The organism is Pleomorphovibrio marinus (assembly GCF_003347495.1).
Taxonomy (GTDB): Bacteria; Bacteroidota; Bacteroidia; order Cytophagales; family Cyclobacteriaceae; genus Pleomorphovibrio; species Pleomorphovibrio marinus.
Genome location: NZ_QCXY01000007.1, coordinates 272,326 through 293,297, shown reverse-complemented (window position 1 = coordinate 293,297; position 20,972 = coordinate 272,326). Strand labels below are relative to the sequence as shown.

General features: G+C 42.3%; 13 protein-coding genes. 4 read left to right on the top strand and 9 right to left on the bottom strand.

Going from position 1 to position 20,972, the window contains the following annotated elements; translation table 11 throughout:
• Positions 1–574: 574 nt before the first annotated feature.
• Genes DB520_RS17765 through DB520_RS17755 form a run of 3 tightly spaced genes read right to left on the bottom strand, consistent with a single transcriptional unit; the run spans position 575 to position 4,717 of the window.
• The gene (locus DB520_RS17765) at positions 575–1,714 is read right to left on the bottom strand and encodes a glycoside hydrolase family 26 protein (protein WP_317047769.1); all 1,140 of its coding nucleotides are present in this window, start codon (positions 1,712–1,714) and stop codon (positions 575–577) included.
• 49 nt (positions 1,715–1,763) lie between these two features.
• Positions 1,764–3,650, bottom strand: coding sequence for an FAD-dependent oxidoreductase (locus DB520_RS17760; protein ID WP_114751109.1), 1,887 nt, complete (start codon positions 3,648–3,650; stop codon positions 1,764–1,766).
• Positions 3,651–3,682: 32 nt separating this feature from the next.
• The gene (locus DB520_RS17755; protein ID WP_157972154.1) at positions 3,683–4,717 is read right to left on the bottom strand and encodes a hypothetical protein; all 1,035 of its coding nucleotides are present in this window, start codon (positions 4,715–4,717) and stop codon (positions 3,683–3,685) included.
• A gap of 290 nt (positions 4,718–5,007) precedes the next feature.
• On the opposite strand from DB520_RS17755, the gene DB520_RS17750 reads away from it, so the two are divergent.
• Positions 5,008–6,012, top strand: a complete 1,005-nt coding sequence (locus tag DB520_RS17750; protein WP_114751107.1) for a LacI family DNA-binding transcriptional regulator — start codon at positions 5,008–5,010, stop codon at positions 6,010–6,012.
• A 265-nt stretch (positions 6,013–6,277) separates the two neighbouring features.
• Here the strand turns inward: DB520_RS17750 and DB520_RS26770 are convergent, their stop codons facing one another.
• Positions 6,278–6,436: a hypothetical protein gene (locus DB520_RS26770; protein WP_157972153.1), complete on the bottom strand. Its 159-nt coding sequence runs from the start codon at positions 6,434–6,436 to the stop codon at positions 6,278–6,280.
• A gap of 297 nt (positions 6,437–6,733) precedes the next feature.
• On the opposite strand from DB520_RS26770, the gene DB520_RS17745 reads away from it, so the two are divergent.
• Positions 6,734–7,381, top strand: coding sequence for a hypothetical protein (locus DB520_RS17745; RefSeq protein ID WP_114751106.1), 648 nt, complete (start codon positions 6,734–6,736; stop codon positions 7,379–7,381).
• A gap of 149 nt (positions 7,382–7,530) precedes the next feature.
• Positions 7,531–7,815 carry a hypothetical protein gene (locus DB520_RS17740; RefSeq protein WP_114751105.1) on the top strand — a complete coding sequence of 95 codons (285 nt, stop codon included), beginning with the start codon at positions 7,531–7,533 and terminating at the stop codon, positions 7,813–7,815.
• 207 nt (positions 7,816–8,022) lie between these two features.
• Here DB520_RS17740 and DB520_RS17735 read toward each other — a convergent pair whose 3' ends face one another.
• The 5 genes from DB520_RS17735 to DB520_RS17715 form a co-directional block, all read right to left on the bottom strand.
• Complete coding sequence (locus tag DB520_RS17735) at positions 8,023–9,444, bottom strand: endo-1,4-beta-xylanase (protein ID WP_114751104.1); 1,422 nt, start codon at positions 9,442–9,444, stop codon at positions 8,023–8,025.
• Between the two features lie 44 nt (positions 9,445–9,488).
• Positions 9,489–11,093, bottom strand: coding sequence for a glycoside hydrolase family 28 protein (locus tag DB520_RS17730; RefSeq protein WP_114751103.1), 1,605 nt, complete (start codon positions 11,091–11,093; stop codon positions 9,489–9,491).
• Positions 11,053–14,487 carry a CRTAC1 family protein gene (locus DB520_RS17725; RefSeq protein ID WP_114751102.1) on the bottom strand — a complete coding sequence of 1,145 codons (3,435 nt, stop codon included), beginning with the start codon at positions 14,485–14,487 and terminating at the stop codon, positions 11,053–11,055. The genes DB520_RS17730 and DB520_RS17725 overlap by 41 nt, the downstream gene beginning before the upstream one ends.
• A 409-nt stretch (positions 14,488–14,896) precedes the next feature.
• The gene (locus tag DB520_RS17720) at positions 14,897–16,474 is read right to left on the bottom strand and encodes a RagB/SusD family nutrient uptake outer membrane protein (RefSeq protein WP_114751101.1); all 1,578 of its coding nucleotides are present in this window, start codon (positions 16,472–16,474) and stop codon (positions 14,897–14,899) included.
• A 12-nt stretch (positions 16,475–16,486) separates the two neighbouring features.
• Complete coding sequence (locus DB520_RS17715; RefSeq protein WP_114751100.1) at positions 16,487–19,705, bottom strand: SusC/RagA family TonB-linked outer membrane protein; 3,219 nt, start codon at positions 19,703–19,705, stop codon at positions 16,487–16,489.
• Between the two features lie 464 nt (positions 19,706–20,169).
• Between DB520_RS17715 and DB520_RS17710 the strand changes: the two genes are divergently transcribed.
• The gene (locus DB520_RS17710) at positions 20,170–20,961 is read left to right on the top strand and encodes an AraC family transcriptional regulator (RefSeq protein WP_198675382.1); all 792 of its coding nucleotides are present in this window, start codon (positions 20,170–20,172) and stop codon (positions 20,959–20,961) included.
• Positions 20,962–20,972 lie beyond the last annotated feature (11 nt).

Genomic DNA, 20,972 nt, shown 5'->3' with positions numbered 1-20,972 from the left:
TTATCCCAGTAAAAATTGAAGTAAGTACTAACAGAGATTCCTTGCAAAACATAAATAGACCTACTTCATTTTTATAAATACCTACTCGCTCTTTAAGTAATTTGGCACCCATCTTATTACAAATTTCAACATCTCAACTTAGGCCAACATTCCAGAAGTTGGTAATAGTAAAAAAACCAGCCAATGCATTTTCCTGATTTATTATATGTTTTTAATATGAGTTTAAAATTTTATTCTAATTTACTTTTATTTCACAAAACGAAAAACCCTATTGTAAATTTATTTTACCTTTTTATATCGCAACCGTTAACGGAAACGTTTGCAATTATAAATTCTTAAACAATTCAGGTAAATCTTTGAGATCTTAATAATCGCAAATCAGCTAAAGATCAACGATTGCAAGTTGATAGGAAGGGTATCTCCTAAAAACTATTTTTACTATTCCCATAGGATTTCTAATGACACCGGGTGGTTCTGCATTACATGTGAAAACTAAATTTCCATGCTAATAGCAAGCACCCCTTATTCACCCCAGGGGTGTTGATGTCGTCATGCCTGCCAGGCAGGCTCGATTTCATTTCCTATAAATGTTCACCAAATCATTCTCAAAGAGTGTATAAGGATCCCGATAAAATTTCAAAAAATCCGGTACACTGACCTGACCCGGGAAAGGGGCATAAAAATGCGTGGGGCTTTTGGCATCATTTCGCCAAACCAATACATAGGCCAGCCTCATTTTATCCCTATTCATGGTTTTGAGTAAAGTTTCTGTCCACCAAGTGGTGTCAGGAATGGATTCCAGTCCCGTCTCTGTAAATGCAGCCAATTTTTTGTTTTTCCTGGCATAATCCGAGATTATCTTCAATTTCAGTGCAGCGGTATCAATGGAGGTATTGTTTCTTCCCAAATCCCCGTAATTGTCCATACCCACCATATCTACCCATTCATCACCCGGATACCTTTCCAGGTACTCCTCTTCAGTCAAATACCGGTTATCGGGTGAAAAAGCATATATAAAGTTGTGGACATCAGAAGAATCCTTGAGGTAAGAAACAGTGAACTCCCAAAGGTCGATAAACTCTTCCCTAGTTGTATGGGATTTTCCCCACCAAAACCAATCCCCATCAAATTCATGGAAGGGCCTAAAAATCATCGGAACCAATTTGCCATCTGAGCCACGCACCGATTTTGCCCATTCTGCAATACCATCCAGAATCTCCTTATAGTTCTCATGGGCCTCTCCACCAGGAATGATATACCTTACTGCAGGCTTGGAAGTCGAGTCCTTCCAATAAAACCCATCTCCGGATACAGGATTTGAAAAATGCCAGGCCACGGTAACTACTCCTCCCCTGTCATAGGTATCTGAAACAATTTTTCTGAGATTGTCCTTATTTTTTTGGATGATGTCCTGGGGCCTTCCTGAAAAACCACTGAAATCAACTCCAATCACTGCCGGATGGGAGCCGGTTACCGATTTGACATCCGACCTGTCCTCATCGCCAGTCCAGCCGTGTCCATACTCTGTGGCATGTTGATGGCCGAAAAGGGTATGCTTTTTAGAAAGTCTGGCAAGGTTCTGATAGAGATTGACCGTTTCCTCTGTGGCGTTTGGGTCAATTGGCTTTCCATATTTTATACTTGCACAACTTAGCAGCATGGTGGAAAACAGAATCAGGAAAATAGCCAATAGGAGGTTTAATTGCTTCATCATTCCGTATGCCTATATCATTAATTAACAATCAAACTGAAGTCTTAATATACTATTTTTCCTCGTAACAACGAATTTCAAATAACCTTGCCAAAGTGTCATTATGGGATTTACTAATCTTAATGCGTATCTCATTGGTGCGGATGGTATCGAAAGTTGCTGTTACCAGGCGTAAGAAATTCCCATTTACAGCAGCAAGGTTTTGCCAATCCCCTCCTACCCGTGCCTCTAAGGAAAAATCCGAAACAGTCTCGGGTTGAGGGCCTCTTTCCTGGTTTTGATACACCGAATCCTCCGGGGATATCCTGAGAAACCTGTGTAAACCCGTGTCGAAGGTAAGCTGAATCAGGTTCAGGCGGATGGGCTGGTCCCAACTTAAGGTCAGGGATGGTTCCCCATTTGAATATTCTGCCTGCCACTGATGGGTTTTTCCGTCTCCTATATTTCTGTTCACCCCATCAATCACCGCCGCTGCTGATCCCTCCTGCGTTTCATGGGAAGCTTTGATGCTTGCCTTACGGGCCAGGTCATTTTCATCTGTATTGACCACTCCCAATAGGGATTGGTCCTGCCTGAGCAGAAGCTGTTGCAACCTGGACATATGTTTATCCTGCTGTGCAATTTCCCGCATGCCGATCCGGTGATGGAGGCCATAAGCCATAGCTGTGCCGATGGCTTGCCCCATCGTGGCACAGGTGGCCATCACCCTGGTGGAAGATAATGCCACATGGGAAACACTGATGTTTCTACCTGCCAACAGTAAATTTGAAATATCCTTACTGTACAAGGACCTAAATGGAATGGAATAAGGGCCTTTTAGGGGAATAGAGATGTAAGGGACCACCCCTGTGGTATTCATTCCACCCGGGGGATGGTCATCTAGAGGCCAGCCTCCATAAGCTACCCGATCGGAAAACATTTTTGGGGCTTGAATATCCTCCTGTTTCATGATATAATCCCCAAGTACCCTTCTGCTTTCCCTTTTTCCAGGAATCATCCCTACCCAGGACAGCGCCCAATTTTTGGCCTCCGGGTGGTTACCGGAATTTTTAATATAATCCCAGACTCCAAAAAGCACACTCAAAAGATCGTGGCGGTTCTGCTGTCCATCCTTTATGGTGTCCTCCATCCCCCCAAGCTCCAGCCACCAATACCCATATTCCCACTGCGTGATTTTTCTGTGCACAAAATCTTTCGTCGTGTATTTCCTTGCCCAGGAAGGTGGCGTATAGGGCATTTCTTTTTCGTGCTTTTGGGACATGAACAGCAAACTGTTACCCATAGTCTTGTTATCCTCTTCGTCCACCGCAAGTGATTCATTCCATTTTGCCTTTGCTTCCCTGCCCCACATGTAGGTCGCCCCAGCCTTGGCTGCCAGGGTGGCGTCCCCAGTACAATCCGCAAAAAGTTTAGCCTTGATCTCGTAGATTTCTTCAGTAGGGGAACATAAAGCAGTAATACTGGAAATTTCACCATTTTCAACATTTGCATCTATGAGGGCTGTATCCAAGAGCAGTGTGATGTTTTCTTCAGAAACCACCTTGTCGTAAAGGATGAAATCCCAGATCTCGTAGGACCGCTGTGGATTTTCAGCAGCCTCGGTTAGCACCAGCTCTTCAAGGATGCCTGTTTCCCTCCATACTTGTTTTAACTGGCTTGAACCGGAAATATGCATGCGGATCTCACTACTGGCATTCCCCCCCAACCTGGACCGGTTTTGTAGCAGAATGACCTTGGCACCGTTCCTTGCGGCTGCGATGGCTGCACACAGGCCAGACATACCCCCTCCGGCTATAAGCACATCGGTTTCATAGGAAACCTTTTTGAATACTTCAATATCTCCCGGCTCCTGACTAGCCATGGAGTTTGGTACATTAAACAATAAGGCCCCTGAACTTAGGCCCACCGATTTTATAAAATTTCTTCTGTTACTCTGCATGGATAGGATATTTCGGGTTTATACTCAAAGTGTTAGGGGTTGATGATCTTTCTTGCCATATCGGCCACCTGAGGGTGGGAATGGGTAAGAAAAGGTTCAATGCTTGATTTATCCAGCCGCCCTTCGTTTTGGGATAAAATTTCCAAAACTTTGATCAACTGATTTTCAGATAATCTGTCCAGGTGGCTAGCCAGTAGTTCCAATGCGTCGTCCTGAATCCGTATGCCTTTAAGTCGATTTAGGATTTCATTCCTCATTTCAAAGCCCATGAGGTCAAATTCCTGCAGCACCTGGGTTTGAACTTCCTCTTTCTGCCAATCCGAAGGTGAAAGCTTTTCAATGGCAAAAAACGGGACATATTCCCTTCCTTCCACTAGCAACCGGATAATCTGAGGGATGTACATATTCCTTTCTTCTTCCACTACCTGCTCCAAAGCAAAATATTGGTAGTGGTGATTATCCGACAACAAAAAACGCATTAAGAGATTCTCCCGTTCAATTTGGTTCAGTGTGTAGGTTTTTGACTTTTCCGAAATGGAGCCATTTACAATATGCCATAGGACAAAGGTACTATACACTGCACCGCTTACAACTTCCTGCTGTATGGAAGGATGCGTGGCGGCTGAAATTCCATCCACCTCCTCGCTTTCTATGGGCGCTGAAGGATCTACCAGATTTTCCAAGGTGTAAAACTTGAGATAGGAATCCTTGTTGGAAAGTATCTTTCGAAGCTTAATATGGTCCTCCTCGGAAAATGGCTCGTGGTCGAATTTGGTTAGTGGAAACCGGTCTGGAACTTTATAGTCCGAAAAATTCCCCAATAAATCCCAATACACCTCAATTATCATCTGATAGCATAGGCCTTCTTTGCATACCGGGGTCGTGATAGGTGAAAAATAGTCTTGAATTTCACCACTTTGGTTTCTGCGTACCTTGATTTCAACCTCAGTAGAGTCGTTTATCTTGGCCTCAAAGGCTATTTCTGACTTAACATTACCTTTTTCTTGAGCAAAGGATATATTAAAAAAAAGCAACAGCGGTAAAATGGACTTTATAAATACTTTCATACTGCCTTACTTTATGGGACTCTAGGAGAGTCTTAGTATTTACAACCAAAATTACCATAAGAAAAGGAATATAAACTCCTTCAAAGGATGTTTATTGAAATTTTATACCGCAACCGTTTACGGAAACGTTTACATTTAATAAATCCTCAAAAACAATCCTACTCTTATAAGAAATTGACAATAACTTTATTTCCTTGAAATTGGGGAAACGAAACTGAATATGAAGAAAGGGTATAGAATTGTTTTAAATTGCAAATGGAAAAAAAGGAAAACAAAAACCCAAAGTTCTTTTGAAAAAGCCTATCACCATAAAAGACATTGCTGAAAAGTTAAACGTTTCTGTCGCCACGGTCTCCCGGGCATTGAGAAACTCACCTGAAATCAAAAAGGAAACCAAACAGGCTGTCTTGAAAATGGCCAAGGAACTGGATTATCATCCCAACCTACTAGCAAGCAGCCTTAGCAGTAAAAAATCCAGAATACTAGGTGTGGTGGTGCCCACCATCAACCGTTTTTTCTGGTCCAATTCCATCGCAGGCATAGAAAAAGTGGCCTACCAAGAGGGCTATAAAGTGATGATTTTCCAGTCGGGGGAGTCATTCCAAAAGGAGGTGGAAATTGTGGAAACCCTGGCCAACAGCCGTGTGGACGGGATTATCCTAGCGCTCTCCAAGGAAACCTCAGACTACAACCATCTTAAGGATGTTATGAATAGGGGTATTCCCCTGTTACTTTTTGAAAGGGTATGCCAGGAGATCACAACCAGTAAAATTCAGACAGACGACTTTGCAGGGGCAATGGAAATCGTAAATCACTTGGTCAGTAAGGGCAGAAGAAGAATCGCCTATATGGGTGGTCCCCTTACCCTTGGCGTTTGTCAAGAAAGATTAGGGGGATACAGAAAAGCTTTGCAAACCAATAACTTGGAGGGATTTGAAGTCGAGTTGGAGGATTTTTCTTATGAAATTGCCGGAAAGGCGTTTAGGGAGCTGTGGAATCAAAAAACGAAACCGGATGCCCTGTTCTGTTTTGCGGACATTCTGGCCATTGGGGCCTTAAATGCAGCTCAGCGTATGCAGATAAAAGTGCCAGAGGAACTGGCAATAGTTGGGTTCGGTGACGATGTGACAGGCAGGTATATCAGTCCCTCCATCACCACCATGGCCCAACCCTCCTTTGAAATGGGGGAAATGGCGGCAAACACCCTATTAGAAATCATTTCAGGTGATCAAGAAAAGTGCATTCCCAAACTAGAAATCGTAAAACCTACCTTGATAGTGAGGGAAAGTAGTTGATGTAACCAATCACTGCTTCCTGTAGAAGTGTGGTTGGCTTTTCATGTATTATTTTAAATATTTGGGTATTACCCATAGGTATTTTTATCTTTTTTGATAGTTGAAATTATCCCAATACGGAAGTGGCTAACGATGGATAGGAAGATTTACGTTAACAACACCACCTGATCCTTTTGCAAGATTTATGGTCTGGGAATAAGAATTCCCCTGTTTATCCCTTAAGCTTATCCAATAATTTCCATAAAAAGGCCTTGATTTTCAATTCTCATTCGGAATTACTGGTTATGGTTTTCTTGGTAAACCAATCGTTTCTGATCAATTGGCGCATGGCATGGTATAGCTGATTGGGCTCCCCATTGCCATCAAACCAATCCCCTCCTCCCCAATAGGTAAAATGCGACACCTGTGGATGTGCAAAAGCCAAGGTAGTAGATTGATTTCATCCACAAATTTATCCCTGATTCGTTTCCCCTCGATTTTTTCAATTGGCTGGTGCCAGCCTTCATCCCAATAACATTTTGCGATGGTGCAGTTAAACATTTCCCGAATATGGGCGGCCTGAAATACTGCTTTTGGATTTGTGTCACAAATAGAGCCTGCACTCGAGATCCTGTTGAGTGCAATATTTTTAATAGCCGCATGTAATTTTAGCGTTCATTCAACCAACCAAAACAAAATTTTTTACGTAATGGAAAAATGAAAACCAAACCAAACTATTATCATGGAAAAACGAAGCTATCTGTTTTTGATTTGTTTATTGTTTTATGCGTATGGAGCCAATGCTCATAGTTTTCCTTCTCAATTATGGCATAGCGGAAAAGTTTACTTGGCCGATGGAGAAGTTATAGAAGGCATGATTAAATACGATCTGGAAAATAACTTGGTGAAGGTACAAAAGAAGACCGTCAAAACGTTTAGTGCAGTATCTGTACATCACGTTGAGATATTTGATCAGCAACTAGGGGGGGTAAGGGTTTTTTACAGTCTTCCTTATTCTTCTCATTCTGAATATAAGGTGCCTACCTTCTTTGAATTGTTGTTTGAAGGTGAGGATATGACCTTATTGTGCAGAGAATACATAACCATAGATGCTCGGGGGATGAACAATATGGCATGGGCAGGAATGCATATGGGTCCTATGTGGGGACCACCCATTCCCGGGCAAAACAGACTGGCATTTAACTTCTATTTTTTAACTGGCCAACAAATTCTTGCATTTAATCAAAAGAAGCGAGACCTCTTGGAGCTGATGGATGATAAGTCTCCTGAAATTCGCCTGTTTATGAGGAAATATGGACTATCCCAGGATAGACGCGGGGATTTACTCAGGATCATCGCATATTATAACCATTTAAAACAAGATGTTTAGAAGTACCACGGGGGATATTAAGGTATCCCCCATAACTTACATTTAAGCAGTGATAATTAAAGCCTACATGACTTCTGCTGAAATAAGTTAGGCCAACACTAGCTTTCATAATAAGAGGCATCCCTGCCTGCGGCAGGCAGGAAAAGCACATGGGTGTTGTCAATGACCCCCCTTCCAGGAATTCAGGGGTACTCCCTTATCCCCTGGTTTTCCTTCAGGAGCTTGCCGCAAAAAAGCAGTATGCCCAAGTCGATATTGAAACGCTCCATCAGTTTTTTGTCTCTGAGGTCAAAATAGGACTTGAGAAACATCAGAGCCTGTCCCGATTCTCGGGAGCGAACATCCCCTTTATTCTTGAAAATGTACCATTTTGGAGTATATTCCTGAAAGACTTGGAAAATGCGGAGTGGAGGAGTATTTTTTATTGTATTTGAGTTTCGTAGCTTCAAAAACACACACCTAAAACTCCGGAAACAAGCCCAAACGGGCCTTTTTAGGGGTTTTTAAAAAAATATTTTACTTTATCATTTGATTATCTGCGGGTTACGAATAATCAAGGAAATCCCATCTTAAATAATGGGGTTTACCCATAGGTATTATTATTTTCTTTGATATTTGAATCTATCCCAATTAGGAAGTGTCTAACGATGGATAGGAAGATTTACTTTAACAACACCTCCCGATCCTTTTGCAAGATGTATGGTCTGGGAATAATGATTCCCCTGTTTATCCCTTAAGCTTATCCAATAATTTCCATAAAAGGCCTTGATTTTCAATTCTCCTTCGGAATTACTGGTTATGGTTTTCTTGGTAAACCATTCGTTTCTGATCAATTGGCGTATGGCATGGTACAGCTGATTGGGCTCCCCATAGCCATCAAACCAATCCCCTCCTCCCCAATAGGTAAAATGCGACACTTGTGGATGTGCAAAAGCCAAGGTATAAATCATCGTGACATAACGGATCAAATCCCCCTCAGCATGTTCTCCATCCGGGTCTTTATCAAACGGATAATCCTTTAGCTTTGCCCAAAATTCTGTTACTTGAATAGGTAATCCTGCCTCCGACAACTCATCCAACATTTGTACAAACTCTTCGGCAGTGTACCATCCTGCCACATGGCATTGGGTTCCTAGTGCATCTGGGGCACAACCCCTTCGTCTCATTTCTTTGATCAGCGCCACATACCGTTGCCTTTGCTGAGCTGAGGTAACACCCGGGGCATTGGTCTTTACCAATCCATAATCATTCAGTGCATAGATGGCATAAGGGTTTTCTTCCTTTGCCCAATGTACCGCAGGCTCTAGATAGGTCAATATTTCATCAATGGTTTCAATATGGGGCCAATTTCTTTCGGAGAGATTCCGCAAGGAGGGTTCCCATAGCATTTCATTACACAAATCCCATTGCCCTACCCCATGCCCCCCTGTTCGGATTAGATCCCTGACATGCTCTTCCAAAAAACGCATTTGCTCAGAATAACTGTATTTGTCCATCCATGTGGGTATGGCTTTTCTCACGGTCCAAACTAATGGGTGCCCTTTCACCCTTAACCCGTTTGCCAGTCCCCAATTGATTTCATCCACGAATTTATCCCTGATTCGTTTCCCCTCGATTTTTTCAATTGGCTGGTGCCAGCCTTCATCCCAATAACATTTTGCAGTGGTGCAGTTAAACAATTCCCGAATATGTGCGGCCTGCAATACTGCTTTTGGATTTGTGTCACAAATAGAGCCTGCACTCGATATACCCCAATCAAATTCGTGTTCAATTAGTTCGATAAGGGCATCGACACCAATCAGTGGTTGATCATCTGCATCACAAAGGCGGATAATAAAATCCCCCATCCTGTGTTTTTCGATGGAATCCTGTGTTGTTTTCTCAAGATCTTCAGTGAGGACATAGGTGCCTGTCCCGTTCAATCGCTTACCCTTATCATCCTTCCACTCCTCACCCTCCATTACTCCTGACCTCTCCTTATCCGAAGCCTTACAATAAGGTAAAAATATAACAGAGGCTGCTAAAGAGGTAATATTTCGAATAAAATTCCTCCTGTTCGTCATGCTTAAGGGGGTTAATCAAAGGATTTCCGATACATATAATTTTCTTATTCCATAGCAACCTTTTCTGTGGCCTGGCCAAAACTATCCAAATCAATGAACCTAAAATCTTCCTTCTTACTGTTTTTCACTAGGATCAACGTTCCGGTCTGAGCTTCAGGTTCTACATTTCTCACTATTCCTTTCCCTACATTATCCAAAATGATCACTGGAGATGTGCTTTCTTTGATCCCTTGTCGCCCGTAGAAATTGTCCAAAGTTAGGTAATCGACGTTTTCCAGCATCATGGCGCTTCCCCAAGAGGGCTCAACCTGCTCTTCATCCCAGTAGATCCGTAAACCATCTACATGTAAACTTTCCACCTTACTCGCTATTAGGGCATGGTTGGCCCTTTTATCTTTAGTAGCTTCGGGATGCATAAACAACTGAACGTTATTCAAAGTAATGTTTTTAAGCTTGCTTCCTTGATAACCTTCTAACTTGCTCGTGCCTTGTCCGTGTGCTATAATGTGGTCAAAGGAGATATTTTTTATCTCCCCCACTTTTGAGTTTTCACTTCTCTTCTTGATTACCAACCAGATGGGATCTGCATCTCCCCAATAATAAAAGGCTTTTCTGTTTAATTCCATGGTAATATTGGACACCAAAACGTCCTGAACGGTTCCTCCATCCCTAACCACTATGCTGAAACCCCTATTGCTGTCTTTTATCACACAATTGGAAAAAACAATATTTCTGAAATCCCCATAGGTTTCCGTACCGATCTTAAGTGCAGCAGAAGTAGAGGTCAGTACGGAATTGGTCACGGTGATATTTTCGCAGTCCTCAGACCTATTCTTAGTAAGGGTGGACTTCAGCACTATGGCATCGTCTCCAGTCTCTATGATACAATCCGAAATAGTCACATTTTTACACCCGTCTATATCAAGCCCGTCGGCATTTACCCCAGCCTCCAAGCTGGTATAAATATAGCAGTTGCGAATAGTTACATTTTCACTCCATTGGACATGTACCGACCAATCCACCGATTCAATCACACGAATGTCCGATATCTCAACATGCTCACAGGAAACCAAATAGATCAAGGAAACAAAGGGAGGGATTTTGTAATACTTTTTCATTTCCACTCCGGATTGTCTGGCATTTTCAGTTTCTTTTTCTATAAAGCCATCTACATCCCTTAGATCCTCATAAAACCTCCTGGCTTGGCCATGTATGGTGCCTTTTCCAGTAATGGAAATATGCTTTGCATCTTCTGCATACAAGAGGACAGGTTGGTTTGGATTGTTATGCTTATAGATGTCGAAAGGCACTTGATAATCCTCTTCATCCTGGCTGGCATATAGAACCGCTCCGTTATCTAAGTGGAAGTTCACATTACTCTTGAGGACTAGGGTACCGGAAAGATATTCCCCAGGGGGAAAATAAACCGTTCCACCTCCTGCTGAGTGGCATTCATCTATAGTTGCCTGAATAGGACTGGTGACAACTTCTCTTTTGTTTTTCCCGGTAGCACCATAATCCTTTACGTTAAAGATCTTCTGGCCATATGCATTTAAACTGCAAAGGTGGAAGGCAAAAGACCAAAGGATGACTGTGCCCCAAAGTGAATTATTGAGCTGATTCAATACTAAATATTTGAATGTTTTCATTGTTATTGCCTATGATTAAATACCTGCTGTTCTTGGTTTCGAAATAGGTCACTTTTCTTGCCTCATTCGGTGCAAAAAAACCACTTTCATGCATTGGAATAGCATTCCATTCCCCATTTTCTTCAAATTTCAAAACAGAACCTATGCCGGCATCGTCTCTGGGTGTTTTTGTTTCAATTCCATAAAAGTTTCCGACAAGCACTACTTCTTGTTTACCGTCCCCGTCAATGTCCCTAGCCAGAATATCCTTCACCGATGATCTTTGTGCATCCATAGGTAATGGTACCATGGAAAAAGTTCCGTCTTCAGCAACTTGCAAAAACACATGTTCAAACATGTGAGCTTTAAAATGAAGGGAAGGCGGATTTGGAAAAACGCTGAGAATATCGTTCACTTTAGCCTTCGCATAAGAGGCATAATCAATAAAATTTCGATTTATTGCGGGCATAGCACTGGATATATCCTCTCTTCCGTGGGTTGGATACAGACTTCCCTTAAAATAATACCCCAAAATGAGGTTTTGTGTGCCTAATCCTTCAAAATCTCCGGCAAAAATTTCCAAGGGGTATTTCTTAGTAGGCCGAAATCGATAGTTTAAACCCATATTTCCGAGCATATACCCCATGATCGATTGCTTTTCGTCCAATACGGGTGTGATACAATTCCACCAACCTGATGTAAGAGACAAATCAGAAAGCATTTCTCCTTCTACATGGACGTTAACGCCTGTATCTGGCTGGATGCTTCCATTTTGAAAAGTAAAAAAACGGATGGGCATCCACTCTCCCACTATCAGCAGACCGAGGTTTCCATCCTGATTGTAATCTGTCCATATTGCGTCACTTACAATACCGGGATTAATGAGTTCAGGCGCCATTTTTTCTGTCACATCTTTAAATTTTCCTGCTTCATTCAACAACAGAAAACTCCTTTCGAAAGCAGGATACTTTCCTGGGACTACTCCACCGCCTACAAAAAGGTCCAGATCCCCATCCCCGTCAAAGTCACCCGCGGTGACTATGCTGGTATTACCAGGAAAATCCGGTAATACCTCTTCCGTTTTGGAAAAATTACCTTTTCCATCATTCTTATAAATCCGGTCTTGCAGCCAGGGGGAACCCTTTTCAAATTCGTTACTGCCACTCACCACATAAAGATCCAGGTCACCATCTCCATCCATATCAAAAAACAGGGCATTTACATCTTCACATTCACTGTCTTGTTCCCAGGGTTGGTTGTGGGCCTTGAAAAATTGGCCGTTTTGGTTTTGCAGCCATAATTCAGAAGCTTGCCCCCTTGCTCCTCCGAAAAAGAGATCATCCAAACCATTACCGTTCACATCCGCAGTGATGACCACAGGCCCTTCTGTTGAATATTTCCTGGGGATTAAATTTTGTGCTGCAAAATCCGAAAAATCACTTTCCTGATGCTTGAAATGCAATTTCAAATCACCTTTAGCCTTTTCAGTATTTAGTTCTGAAAACCAATTGGTTGTAGGGAATTCTCTTGTTGAATCCTCATTCATACTCATTCGGTAATCCACCTGAATGGTCATGTTGGTAGGGACATTTTCAAGGACATAAACCTTATTGTCATACCATTCAATCCTTATACTGTCCAACTGACGATGTTCTCCCACTCCAAAATGAACAATGGGTTCGACAGATGACTGATAGCCCCTAGTGGGGTTAAATTGTTGGAACTGAAGATTTCCATCCTTAAAAATAAATACTTTTGTACCATGGCCTTGAGGGTTGGTGGATGGGCCATTGAGTTTTAACCTCAGGTAGTTGTTGCCATTTTGATCAGATTGGTTTTCATAAATGCTCGCCCAATCATCAATATTGTTTACCACAAGGTCCAGGTCACCATCATTGTCCAAGTCTGCATAAGCGGCACCATTAGAAAAAGTCAAATCCTTTAGTCCCCAATGATCCGTAACATCCTCAAAGGTTAAATCCTTGTTGTTTCTGTAGGCATAATTGCTGACTTTTTGAGAGGGGATACTTTGAAGGAGCTGATAACTGGCCTCAGTGCTAAACTCCGTGAAAGCAGCGTTAACTTCCTCCTTGTCTTTTTTCAATCCAGCAATAAAGTCGTTGTTCATGACATCCTTTCTGAGGCCATTGCTGATGAATAAATCTTTCCAACCATCATTATCAAAATCGGCAAAAAGCGGAGCCCAGCTCCAATCCGTCTGAAAAACCCCCGCCATCCTGGCCACATTACTGAAACTGAGTTCTCCATCGGCATTCATACCGTTGTTTAGCTGAAGGGAATTGAACATATATTGGTAGTGGTATCCCTTATCCACAAATTGCCAAAATTGAGACCTTGAAATCCCCGCCAGGTTGGTTTTTTGTCGGACGTGGTCTTCAATTGCCATATCCAAAACCAGCACATCTTGCCAGCCATCATTGTTGTAATCGGCGATATCCACCCCCATACCGAAAAAAGACATTTGCTTTGAAGTAGCTTTCATGGATTCCTTAAATGTCCCGTCTCCATTATTCAGGTAGAGATAGTCGTGTTCAAAAAAATCATTGCTTACGTAAATGTCCTCCCATCCATTGTTATTTAAGTCCCCAACAGCTACGCCAAGTCCATATCCTTCTTTTGTTCCAATTATTCCCGCAGTTTCACTCACGTCCACAAATTTTCCATTGTCATTCCGATAAAGTTTGTCCCCCACATAGGGATCCCTTTTACTGGAGGCATGCACAGGCGGATGGCCGTCGTATTCCAACCCATGATTGATTAAAAACATGTCCAGGTCCCCATCTTTATCATAATCGAAAAATACTGCTTGAATAGAATATCCGGGATCATCTAGTCCAAATTCCTTGGCTTTCTCGGTAAATGTACCGTCACCGTTATTCACATAGAGCAGGTTTGTCCGGTTTTGAGGTTCAAGATTCCCAGAACGACAAACGTAAATATCCAACCACCCATCGTGGTTGATATCCACCATTGTAGTACCTGTACACCAGCCGGGGCCGGAAGGGGCTACTATTCCAGATCCCTCAGTCACATCCTCAAACTCCAGGCTGCCCTTATTCAGGTAGAGCCGGTTTGGAACCGTATTTCCGGTAAAAAAAATATCGGGTAACCCATCATTGTTAATGTCTCCTATGGCCACCCCCCCTCCATTGTAATAATATTGGTACGCTAATATATTGCGATAGGGTGTTTCCTGGATTTCATTTTTGAAATTGACTTTGGTATGCTCAGGCTTAATTTTCTTGAAAAGTGGTTTTTTTGCTGATTCCTGTTTTGTCTCATTGACTTCTTGCTTCATTGCTTCCCCTTCGCTGCTACCCCTATTGCAGGCGTAAAAAACCACCAAAAAAGGCAAAAAAAGCAGCACTTGGATTAAGGTTTTACAACTCCTCATAGTTATTTATTCAAGGCAAACACCAAAGGTAATATACAATATATTACTTGCTTTAGCTAAAAGGTGTAAAGCAATAATTAATCTGATTATAATTTGATTTTTAAAGGCCAGATGGAATCTCGCAATTTATAATCACCCCTCGGCATGTCGCTTGTGTCATGCCCTGACTGCCGTCAGGACAGGCTCGATTTCATCTGTTTATAATTTCTTTTCAGCAGCTACACCTGTCAGACGGTTTAAAACCGTCAGACAGGTAGTCCGGGGCACCCCAGTGTGTGACGTTTTCGTCATGCCTGACTGCCGTCCAAGCAGGCTCGATTTCACATTCCGCTTAAAAACCAAACCTTGTTCGAAAATGCTTAACGCTTTTCAGAACAAGGTTTGGCATTTATTCTTAATGATTGTGCACTTACTGATATCCCAGGTTCACGTTTCTTTCGTAATCTGGGATTTCTGAATAAAACTCACCATTGTAGGGCACAGCTGCACCTCCCCTATCTCCGGCAGGAATATCCATTTGAAGTCCTTGAAGGTAATACAACCTGTCTCCCTCAAATGCCATTTCTTTGAATCTTTCCAAATGTATAGCCTCTATCAATTCGTTGCCACCGCCATTAAAATCTGAAAGGCCGGCCCTATTTCTTACCATGTTTAAATCCAAAAGGGAACCTTGTGTATCACCTGATTGAGCGCGAATGATGGACCTAAGCAAGTACATGTCCGCTAGCCGAAGTATTGGCAAATTAGTGATTCTGTCCCCTGCCCTGTAGTATTTATCGCCCCATACGAAATCGGTGGTGGTCCTGAAGTTGTCATTGGGCTCAGGATAAACATTGGGAGCTAAATTGATTCCAGAACCCGCAGGGGTCAACCAAACGAAAAGTTGGTTGAACCGCTTGTCGTCAAGTGCCTCCTGCGTGACAGTTCCATTTTCGTCTTTCCATCCTACATCTCTGAGGAAAGATTCACTACTATGGATAAACCTTCCTTGGTTATTGGCCGGGCCACCGGCAAACCTATTGCTGGCACTATACCATTCAAAGCGTCCTGGGTGTTTCCAGTTACTCGGGCCTCCCAAACCATCTCCTGCCCATAAGGTATAATACCAGATCACCTCGTTACCACGATTTACCCCAGTTTTGTTAAAGGCCTCTATGGGGTCTTCAGATAGGTCAAATAACCCATTGTTTTGGTCAATCACCATATTCAATGGTTCCAAAGCACCCTGATGATCTCCTTTATGAAAGAGTACCTTTGCGAGTAAAGCGGCAGCAGCAAACTTTGTAGCCCGGCCATCTGCATAACCTGGAGGGTGTAAGGAACCGTCATAGGCCTCTGGCAATATGGCAACGGCTTCTCTTAAATCACTCTCCATAAGGGCATATATATCGTTTGTAGATGCTAAAGGAGAGGTCAATGCTTCATCAAAATCCCTTGCCTGAGAGGTCCTGAAAGGAAGCCTAGGTTGGTCATTGGGATAGGCAGGACAATAGGCACGAACCAGCCAATAATACGCATAGGCACGTACAAACAACAACTCACCTTTTATCCTGTCTATTTCATCGGGCCTATTGGCCAGCGGGAAAGGGTCCCCGTCATTCTCCTCAATGAAATCCAAAGCACCATTTGCAAAACCTATGGCAAAATAGCCACTGTTGAATACGGCATTGTCAAATACTGAAATCTGAAACTCTCCGATTCTGTCATACATATCTTCCACATCTCCGTCAGTGTTAAAACCATCTGTTATGGGTGCTAAATTAACCCCATCTGCATAAACTTCTCCCGCAATTCTTCCTGCCGCAAAGATGGACCTGAACCCTCCATTCCCGGAAAGCCCATAGTAAGCACCAATAGGAGCTTTTTCGAAATCATCCAGGGTCAACCAAGGGGGCTGAACAGGTCTCTTAAGCTCGAAAAAAGCCTCGTCTTGACAACCTGTCATTGTAAAGATTGCCAATGTTATGATAATTGCTAATTTTTTCATGTTGTATGGCGATTAAAATGACAAGTTTAGACCAAAGTTATAGCTCCTCAATTGGGGCAGCTGTGCTCCTACCCAACCCTGGCCTAGATTCCTTAATTGGGCATCTCCCAGTTGTACCACCTCAGGGTCGAAGCCTTCGTATCCCGTTAAAGTCCACAGGTTAGTTGCTGAAGCAAAGATTCTGGCATTTTTGAGCCCTAATCTACTCAATAATTCAGGGGACAAATTGTAGGCTATCTGCAATGTTCTTAGCCTCAAGAAGTCACCCCGCTGCAAAAACCTGTCATGAACCTCTGCTGCCCTGTTATTGTCAAACCTTACATTCTCCGAAACACTTCCGTCTTCATTGATAACATCGTACCTGTGGTTCCAAACCAGCTTTGGCCAATCTGCATCCCTATTTGCTTCAGTCCAAGTATTACCCATTAGACTTTCCCTCAATACGTTTCCACCTGTACCTATATAAGATGTATTTCTCTCACTCACATCATAGATATAATTACCTCCTTGGAAGGTAAATTGAAGCGTCAGCTCAAATCCTCGATAACTAAAGTTATTGGTTAGTCCGCCAAAGTAAGTGGGCAAACCAGATTTCTCCTCGAAATCGAACAAATGATTGGCTAGATTAGCTCTTGTAGCAGGTATAGTGTTTCCGGTTCTCCTTCTTTCGCCCGTTTCGGTAAAATGATCCCTATCCATTTCATAAATCATTTCATACCCCCCCTCAGGATGTAAGCCCGCATACTCAGCCAATCTAAAAAAACCTAGTCTGTCGCCAACTCTCGAAACATGTGGACTCTGTTGTACATTATAAATTTCTTCTCCTTGTCCACCTGTCAGCCGCGTTACCTCGTTGCGGTTTGTGGTGAAATTAAAACTGGTATTCCATCTAAAATTATTCCTGTCGATATTAACTGTGCTAATTTCGAATTCCCAACCGTAATTCCTTAGGTCTCCTACGTTCGCCCAAATTCGTGGTTGATTGGCGAATATTCCTGATGATTGAGGAACTTCGACCCGCAACAACAAGTCGGAAGCATCTTGTCTGTAGTAACCGATACTACCACTTACCCTATTGTTAACAAGCTCAAAATCCACTCCAAGGTCGAATGCATCGGTTGTTTCCCAAGTAAGCCCTTGGTTTCCTATATTATCGAGGAGATCCCCTGCACCAGTATCCCCGTACCTGCCCCAGCCCGCATAGGTGGTCATTGTGGCGAAAGGGTTAATAGCAGAGTTTCCCGTTTGCCCGAAACTTCCTCTTAACTTCAGCAAATCCATACCCGCTACTCCTTGCATAAAATCCTCTTCAGAGATGATCCATCCTCCAGAAACTGCCACAAAGTTTCCCCATCTATTTTCCGGCATAAACACCGAGGAACCGTCCCTTCTGGCACTAAAACCAAGTAAGTACCTGTCCTTTAACTTATAATCCAGCCTGCTGAACAAGCCCCGGAAATAAATCTCACCACCTAGTCCGGCACTTACCCTCATGATGTCACCGGGTGTTCCCACCTCTGGCATTACACCGAATATGTCTTGTGCCTCGATATTCCTTGTGCGCTGCTGTTGGGTCGTACTTTCTGTTCCCACCACAAAGTTAATATGATGAATATCAGCAAACTCCCTGTTATAAGTGGCATATAGGTTGTAATTTAATCGGTTAAAGGTCGAGGAAAAGTCAAAGGCATAGGGACTCCTCTCTCTAATCACCGTATTTCCCCACTCCACATTGCTGGTATGCAGCAAGTCGGCAGATAGTTCAGTTCTTACAGATAGTCCCTCGAGAAAAGGTAGTTTGTATTCCGCAAATAATCCCCCTAACGCACGGTAGGTGTCCACATCGTTTAAATAGTTGTCCCTGTTAACGGTGGCTCTGAGGTTTCTGCCGGAAAAGGGATCAAATAATATAGGTCTTCCATCCACGCTTACGGTAGGATGATGTATGGGCAATATGGGCAAGGCTCCAGAAATTGCCATGTTGTACCCGCCTGTTGCCATATTGGTGTTTCCTCCGGGTGCTCCGCCATTTGGAGGCCTTTTTTGTTTGGTATAACTTAAGGTGATCCTGGTTCCTATTTCCAGGTTTTTGACCGGTTCAAAATCTACATTTGCCCGGGTGGAGTAACGTTCCAATTGGCTTCCTGTTTGTATACCTTGATCATTCCTATAATTGGCCGATAGAAAATACTTTATTCCATCTCCGGCCTTGGAAGTGGATACCCCCACATCCATAAAGCTTCCCTGCCTTAAGACCTCGTCAAACCAGTTGATATCCGCTAATTGATCCCTAGTCAAAACTGCGTTGGGATCCCTTGCATCGTTTAAAATAGCATTAGGGTCAAATGGAAAAAGGCCACTATTATCCCTGGCTTGATCCACCAATGACAACCAGTTTGACCCATTTGTAAATCCAATTTGCATTGGGCCTCTGACCACTTCACTGACCCCATAGGTCATATTGACATCTATGCCGCCTGTTCCCTTTCCCGATTTAGTAGTTACAATTATGACCCCGTTGGCACCTCTAGACCCGTAAATTGCGGTAGCGGAAGCATCTTTTAGCACTTCTATGGACTCAATGTCATTTGGGTTTAAGGTGGCCAAGGGATTAAGTGGAGTAGTACCGTGATTGGACCTTGCAAAGCCTGAGATTTCCCCACCCCCTTGGTTACTCAATATCATCCCATCAATTACCCAAAGTGGCTCCGTACCACTGGAAATGGAATTTGTTCCACGTATCATCACTCGGGTGGGTGCCCCAGGGACACCATTACTTGAAGAAACATTGACACCCGCCGCCTGCCCTTGTAGGGCTTGGTCAAAAGAAGGCAAAGGCACCTTTTCCAGGTCCTCCGATTTCACCGAAGAAACGGCACCAGTAATGTCTCTTTTCACCTTTGATCCGTATCCTACCACCACTACCTCGTCCAAACGGCCCAAGTCCTCCTTCAATTGGACATCAACCACAGACCGCCCCCCAACGGGGACTTCCTGTTGTTCAAAACCAATAAAACTAAATACCAAAATACCATCCACAGGGACATCTATACGGTATTCACCATCAATGTCTGTGATAGTACCTCTATTGGTACCTTTCACCATTACGTTTACACCAGGCAATAATTCATTATCCTGCGCAGAACTGACTTTTCCGGTTACTGTTTCTTGTTGTGCTAAAATTGGATAGCTAATCAATAGAAGACAGCATAGGAGTAATTCTTTTCTCATACATTCAGATTTTTTGGGTTTCTACTTTATTCTACAACTTATTATTCCTTAAAAAATAATTTCAAGTGTTTTCCATATTTCCAGAGTTTAGGTTTTTTTAAAACAAATTTGAAAAACCTAACCTTTCTTATCTACATGTAAATTGACAATTATTGATACTTTTTTTGCCTTTAAAATCATATTTTAATTTTAGGGTATTTTTTAACCTTTAAAATTTTTAGGATCTAAGGTATACGAATGCATTTTTTATTATAATAAACAGCTATTTAATAAATTTTTTTGTACTTATTGGAGCGTAATAAGTATTTAAAAAGTAAAACAAATTCTAAAAAAATATTAACCATTTCGCGTTACAATAGTCAATCAATATTATTTTTGCACCTATGGTGGCACAAATGCAAAAATTAACGAGGTCTATTCATCAAAACTGCTCATTCAGTCTGGATTTTCAATCCCATCAATTTTTGAAAGTTTGGCATTATCATTCAGAACCAGAGTTGGCAATAATCCTGAATGGTACTGGTAATCTATATATTGGGGATGCCATAAAAAATTTCAATCCCGGAGATGTGGTACTTATTGGAGGGAATCTGCCACACTTTTGGCAAATGGAGGAACCAAGTCAAAAATCACCCTCCTACCAACGGCCTCAGGCAGTGGTTATCCACTTTATGGAAAGTTTCACCCAATGCCTTGTCCATATTCCTGAGTTCAGTAGGATCAAGCAGATATTCGCCAAATCTACTAAGGGGATTTTTTTCAGTTCTATTGACATCAATGAGGTGATGGGGAAAATGAACCAACTCAAAAATTGTCAGGAGTTGGATAGGGTAATAATGATTCTTGATGTCCTTAAGTTTTTGGTTGACAGTAAAAACCAAGAAATACTTTCTTGTAATAGTTTTTCTGCTGAAAAAAATGCCAATGCGGGGAACAAAATTGAAAAACTGTACAGGTACATCCAAGACAATTTCAAAGACGGCATCAGTTTAGAATCAGCAGCAGGAATTTTGAACATGAACCCTTCCTCCTTCAGTAGGTATTTTAAAAAAATCCACCAAAAAACCTTCATTCAATATGTAAACGAAATTAAAATCGGGTATGCTTGCAGGATTCTCATAGAAAATGAGATGAACATAGCCGAGGCTTGCTACGAATCGGGATTTAAGAACTTGTCTAATTTTAACAGGAAATTCAAGGAAATCAAAAAAGTATCCCCAACACAATTCCTTAAATCCAGGAACTTTAGTGGTTGAGTTGCAATGTT

Bases quoted from the DNA above. Each gene is read 5' to 3' on its own strand.
- DB520_RS17765 (WP_317047769.1), bottom strand. From the start codon at position 1,714: ATGATGAAGCAATTAAACCTCCTATTGGCTATTTTCCTGATTCTGTTT.
- DB520_RS17760 (WP_114751109.1), bottom strand. From the start codon at position 3,650: ATGCAGAGTAACAGAAGAAATTTTATAAAATCGGTGGGCCTAAGTTCA.
- DB520_RS17755 (WP_157972154.1), bottom strand. From the start codon at position 4,717: ATGAAAGTATTTATAAAGTCCATTTTACCGCTGTTGCTTTTTTTTAAT.
- DB520_RS17745 (WP_114751106.1), top strand. From the start codon at position 6,734: ATGGAAAAACGAAGCTATCTGTTTTTGATTTGTTTATTGTTTTATGCG.
- DB520_RS17740 (WP_114751105.1), top strand. From the start codon at position 7,531: ATGGGTGTTGTCAATGACCCCCCTTCCAGGAATTCAGGGGTACTCCCT.
- DB520_RS17735 (WP_114751104.1), bottom strand. From the start codon at position 9,444: ATGACGAACAGGAGGAATTTTATTCGAAATATTACCTCTTTAGCAGCC.
- DB520_RS17730 (WP_114751103.1), bottom strand. From the start codon at position 11,093: ATGAAAACATTCAAATATTTAGTATTGAATCAGCTCAATAATTCACTT.
- DB520_RS17725 (WP_114751102.1), bottom strand. From the start codon at position 14,487: ATGAGGAGTTGTAAAACCTTAATCCAAGTGCTGCTTTTTTTGCCTTTT.
- DB520_RS17720 (WP_114751101.1), bottom strand. From the start codon at position 16,474: ATGAAAAAATTAGCAATTATCATAACATTGGCAATCTTTACAATGACA.
- DB520_RS17715 (WP_114751100.1), bottom strand. From the start codon at position 19,705: ATGAGAAAAGAATTACTCCTATGCTGTCTTCTATTGATTAGCTATCCA.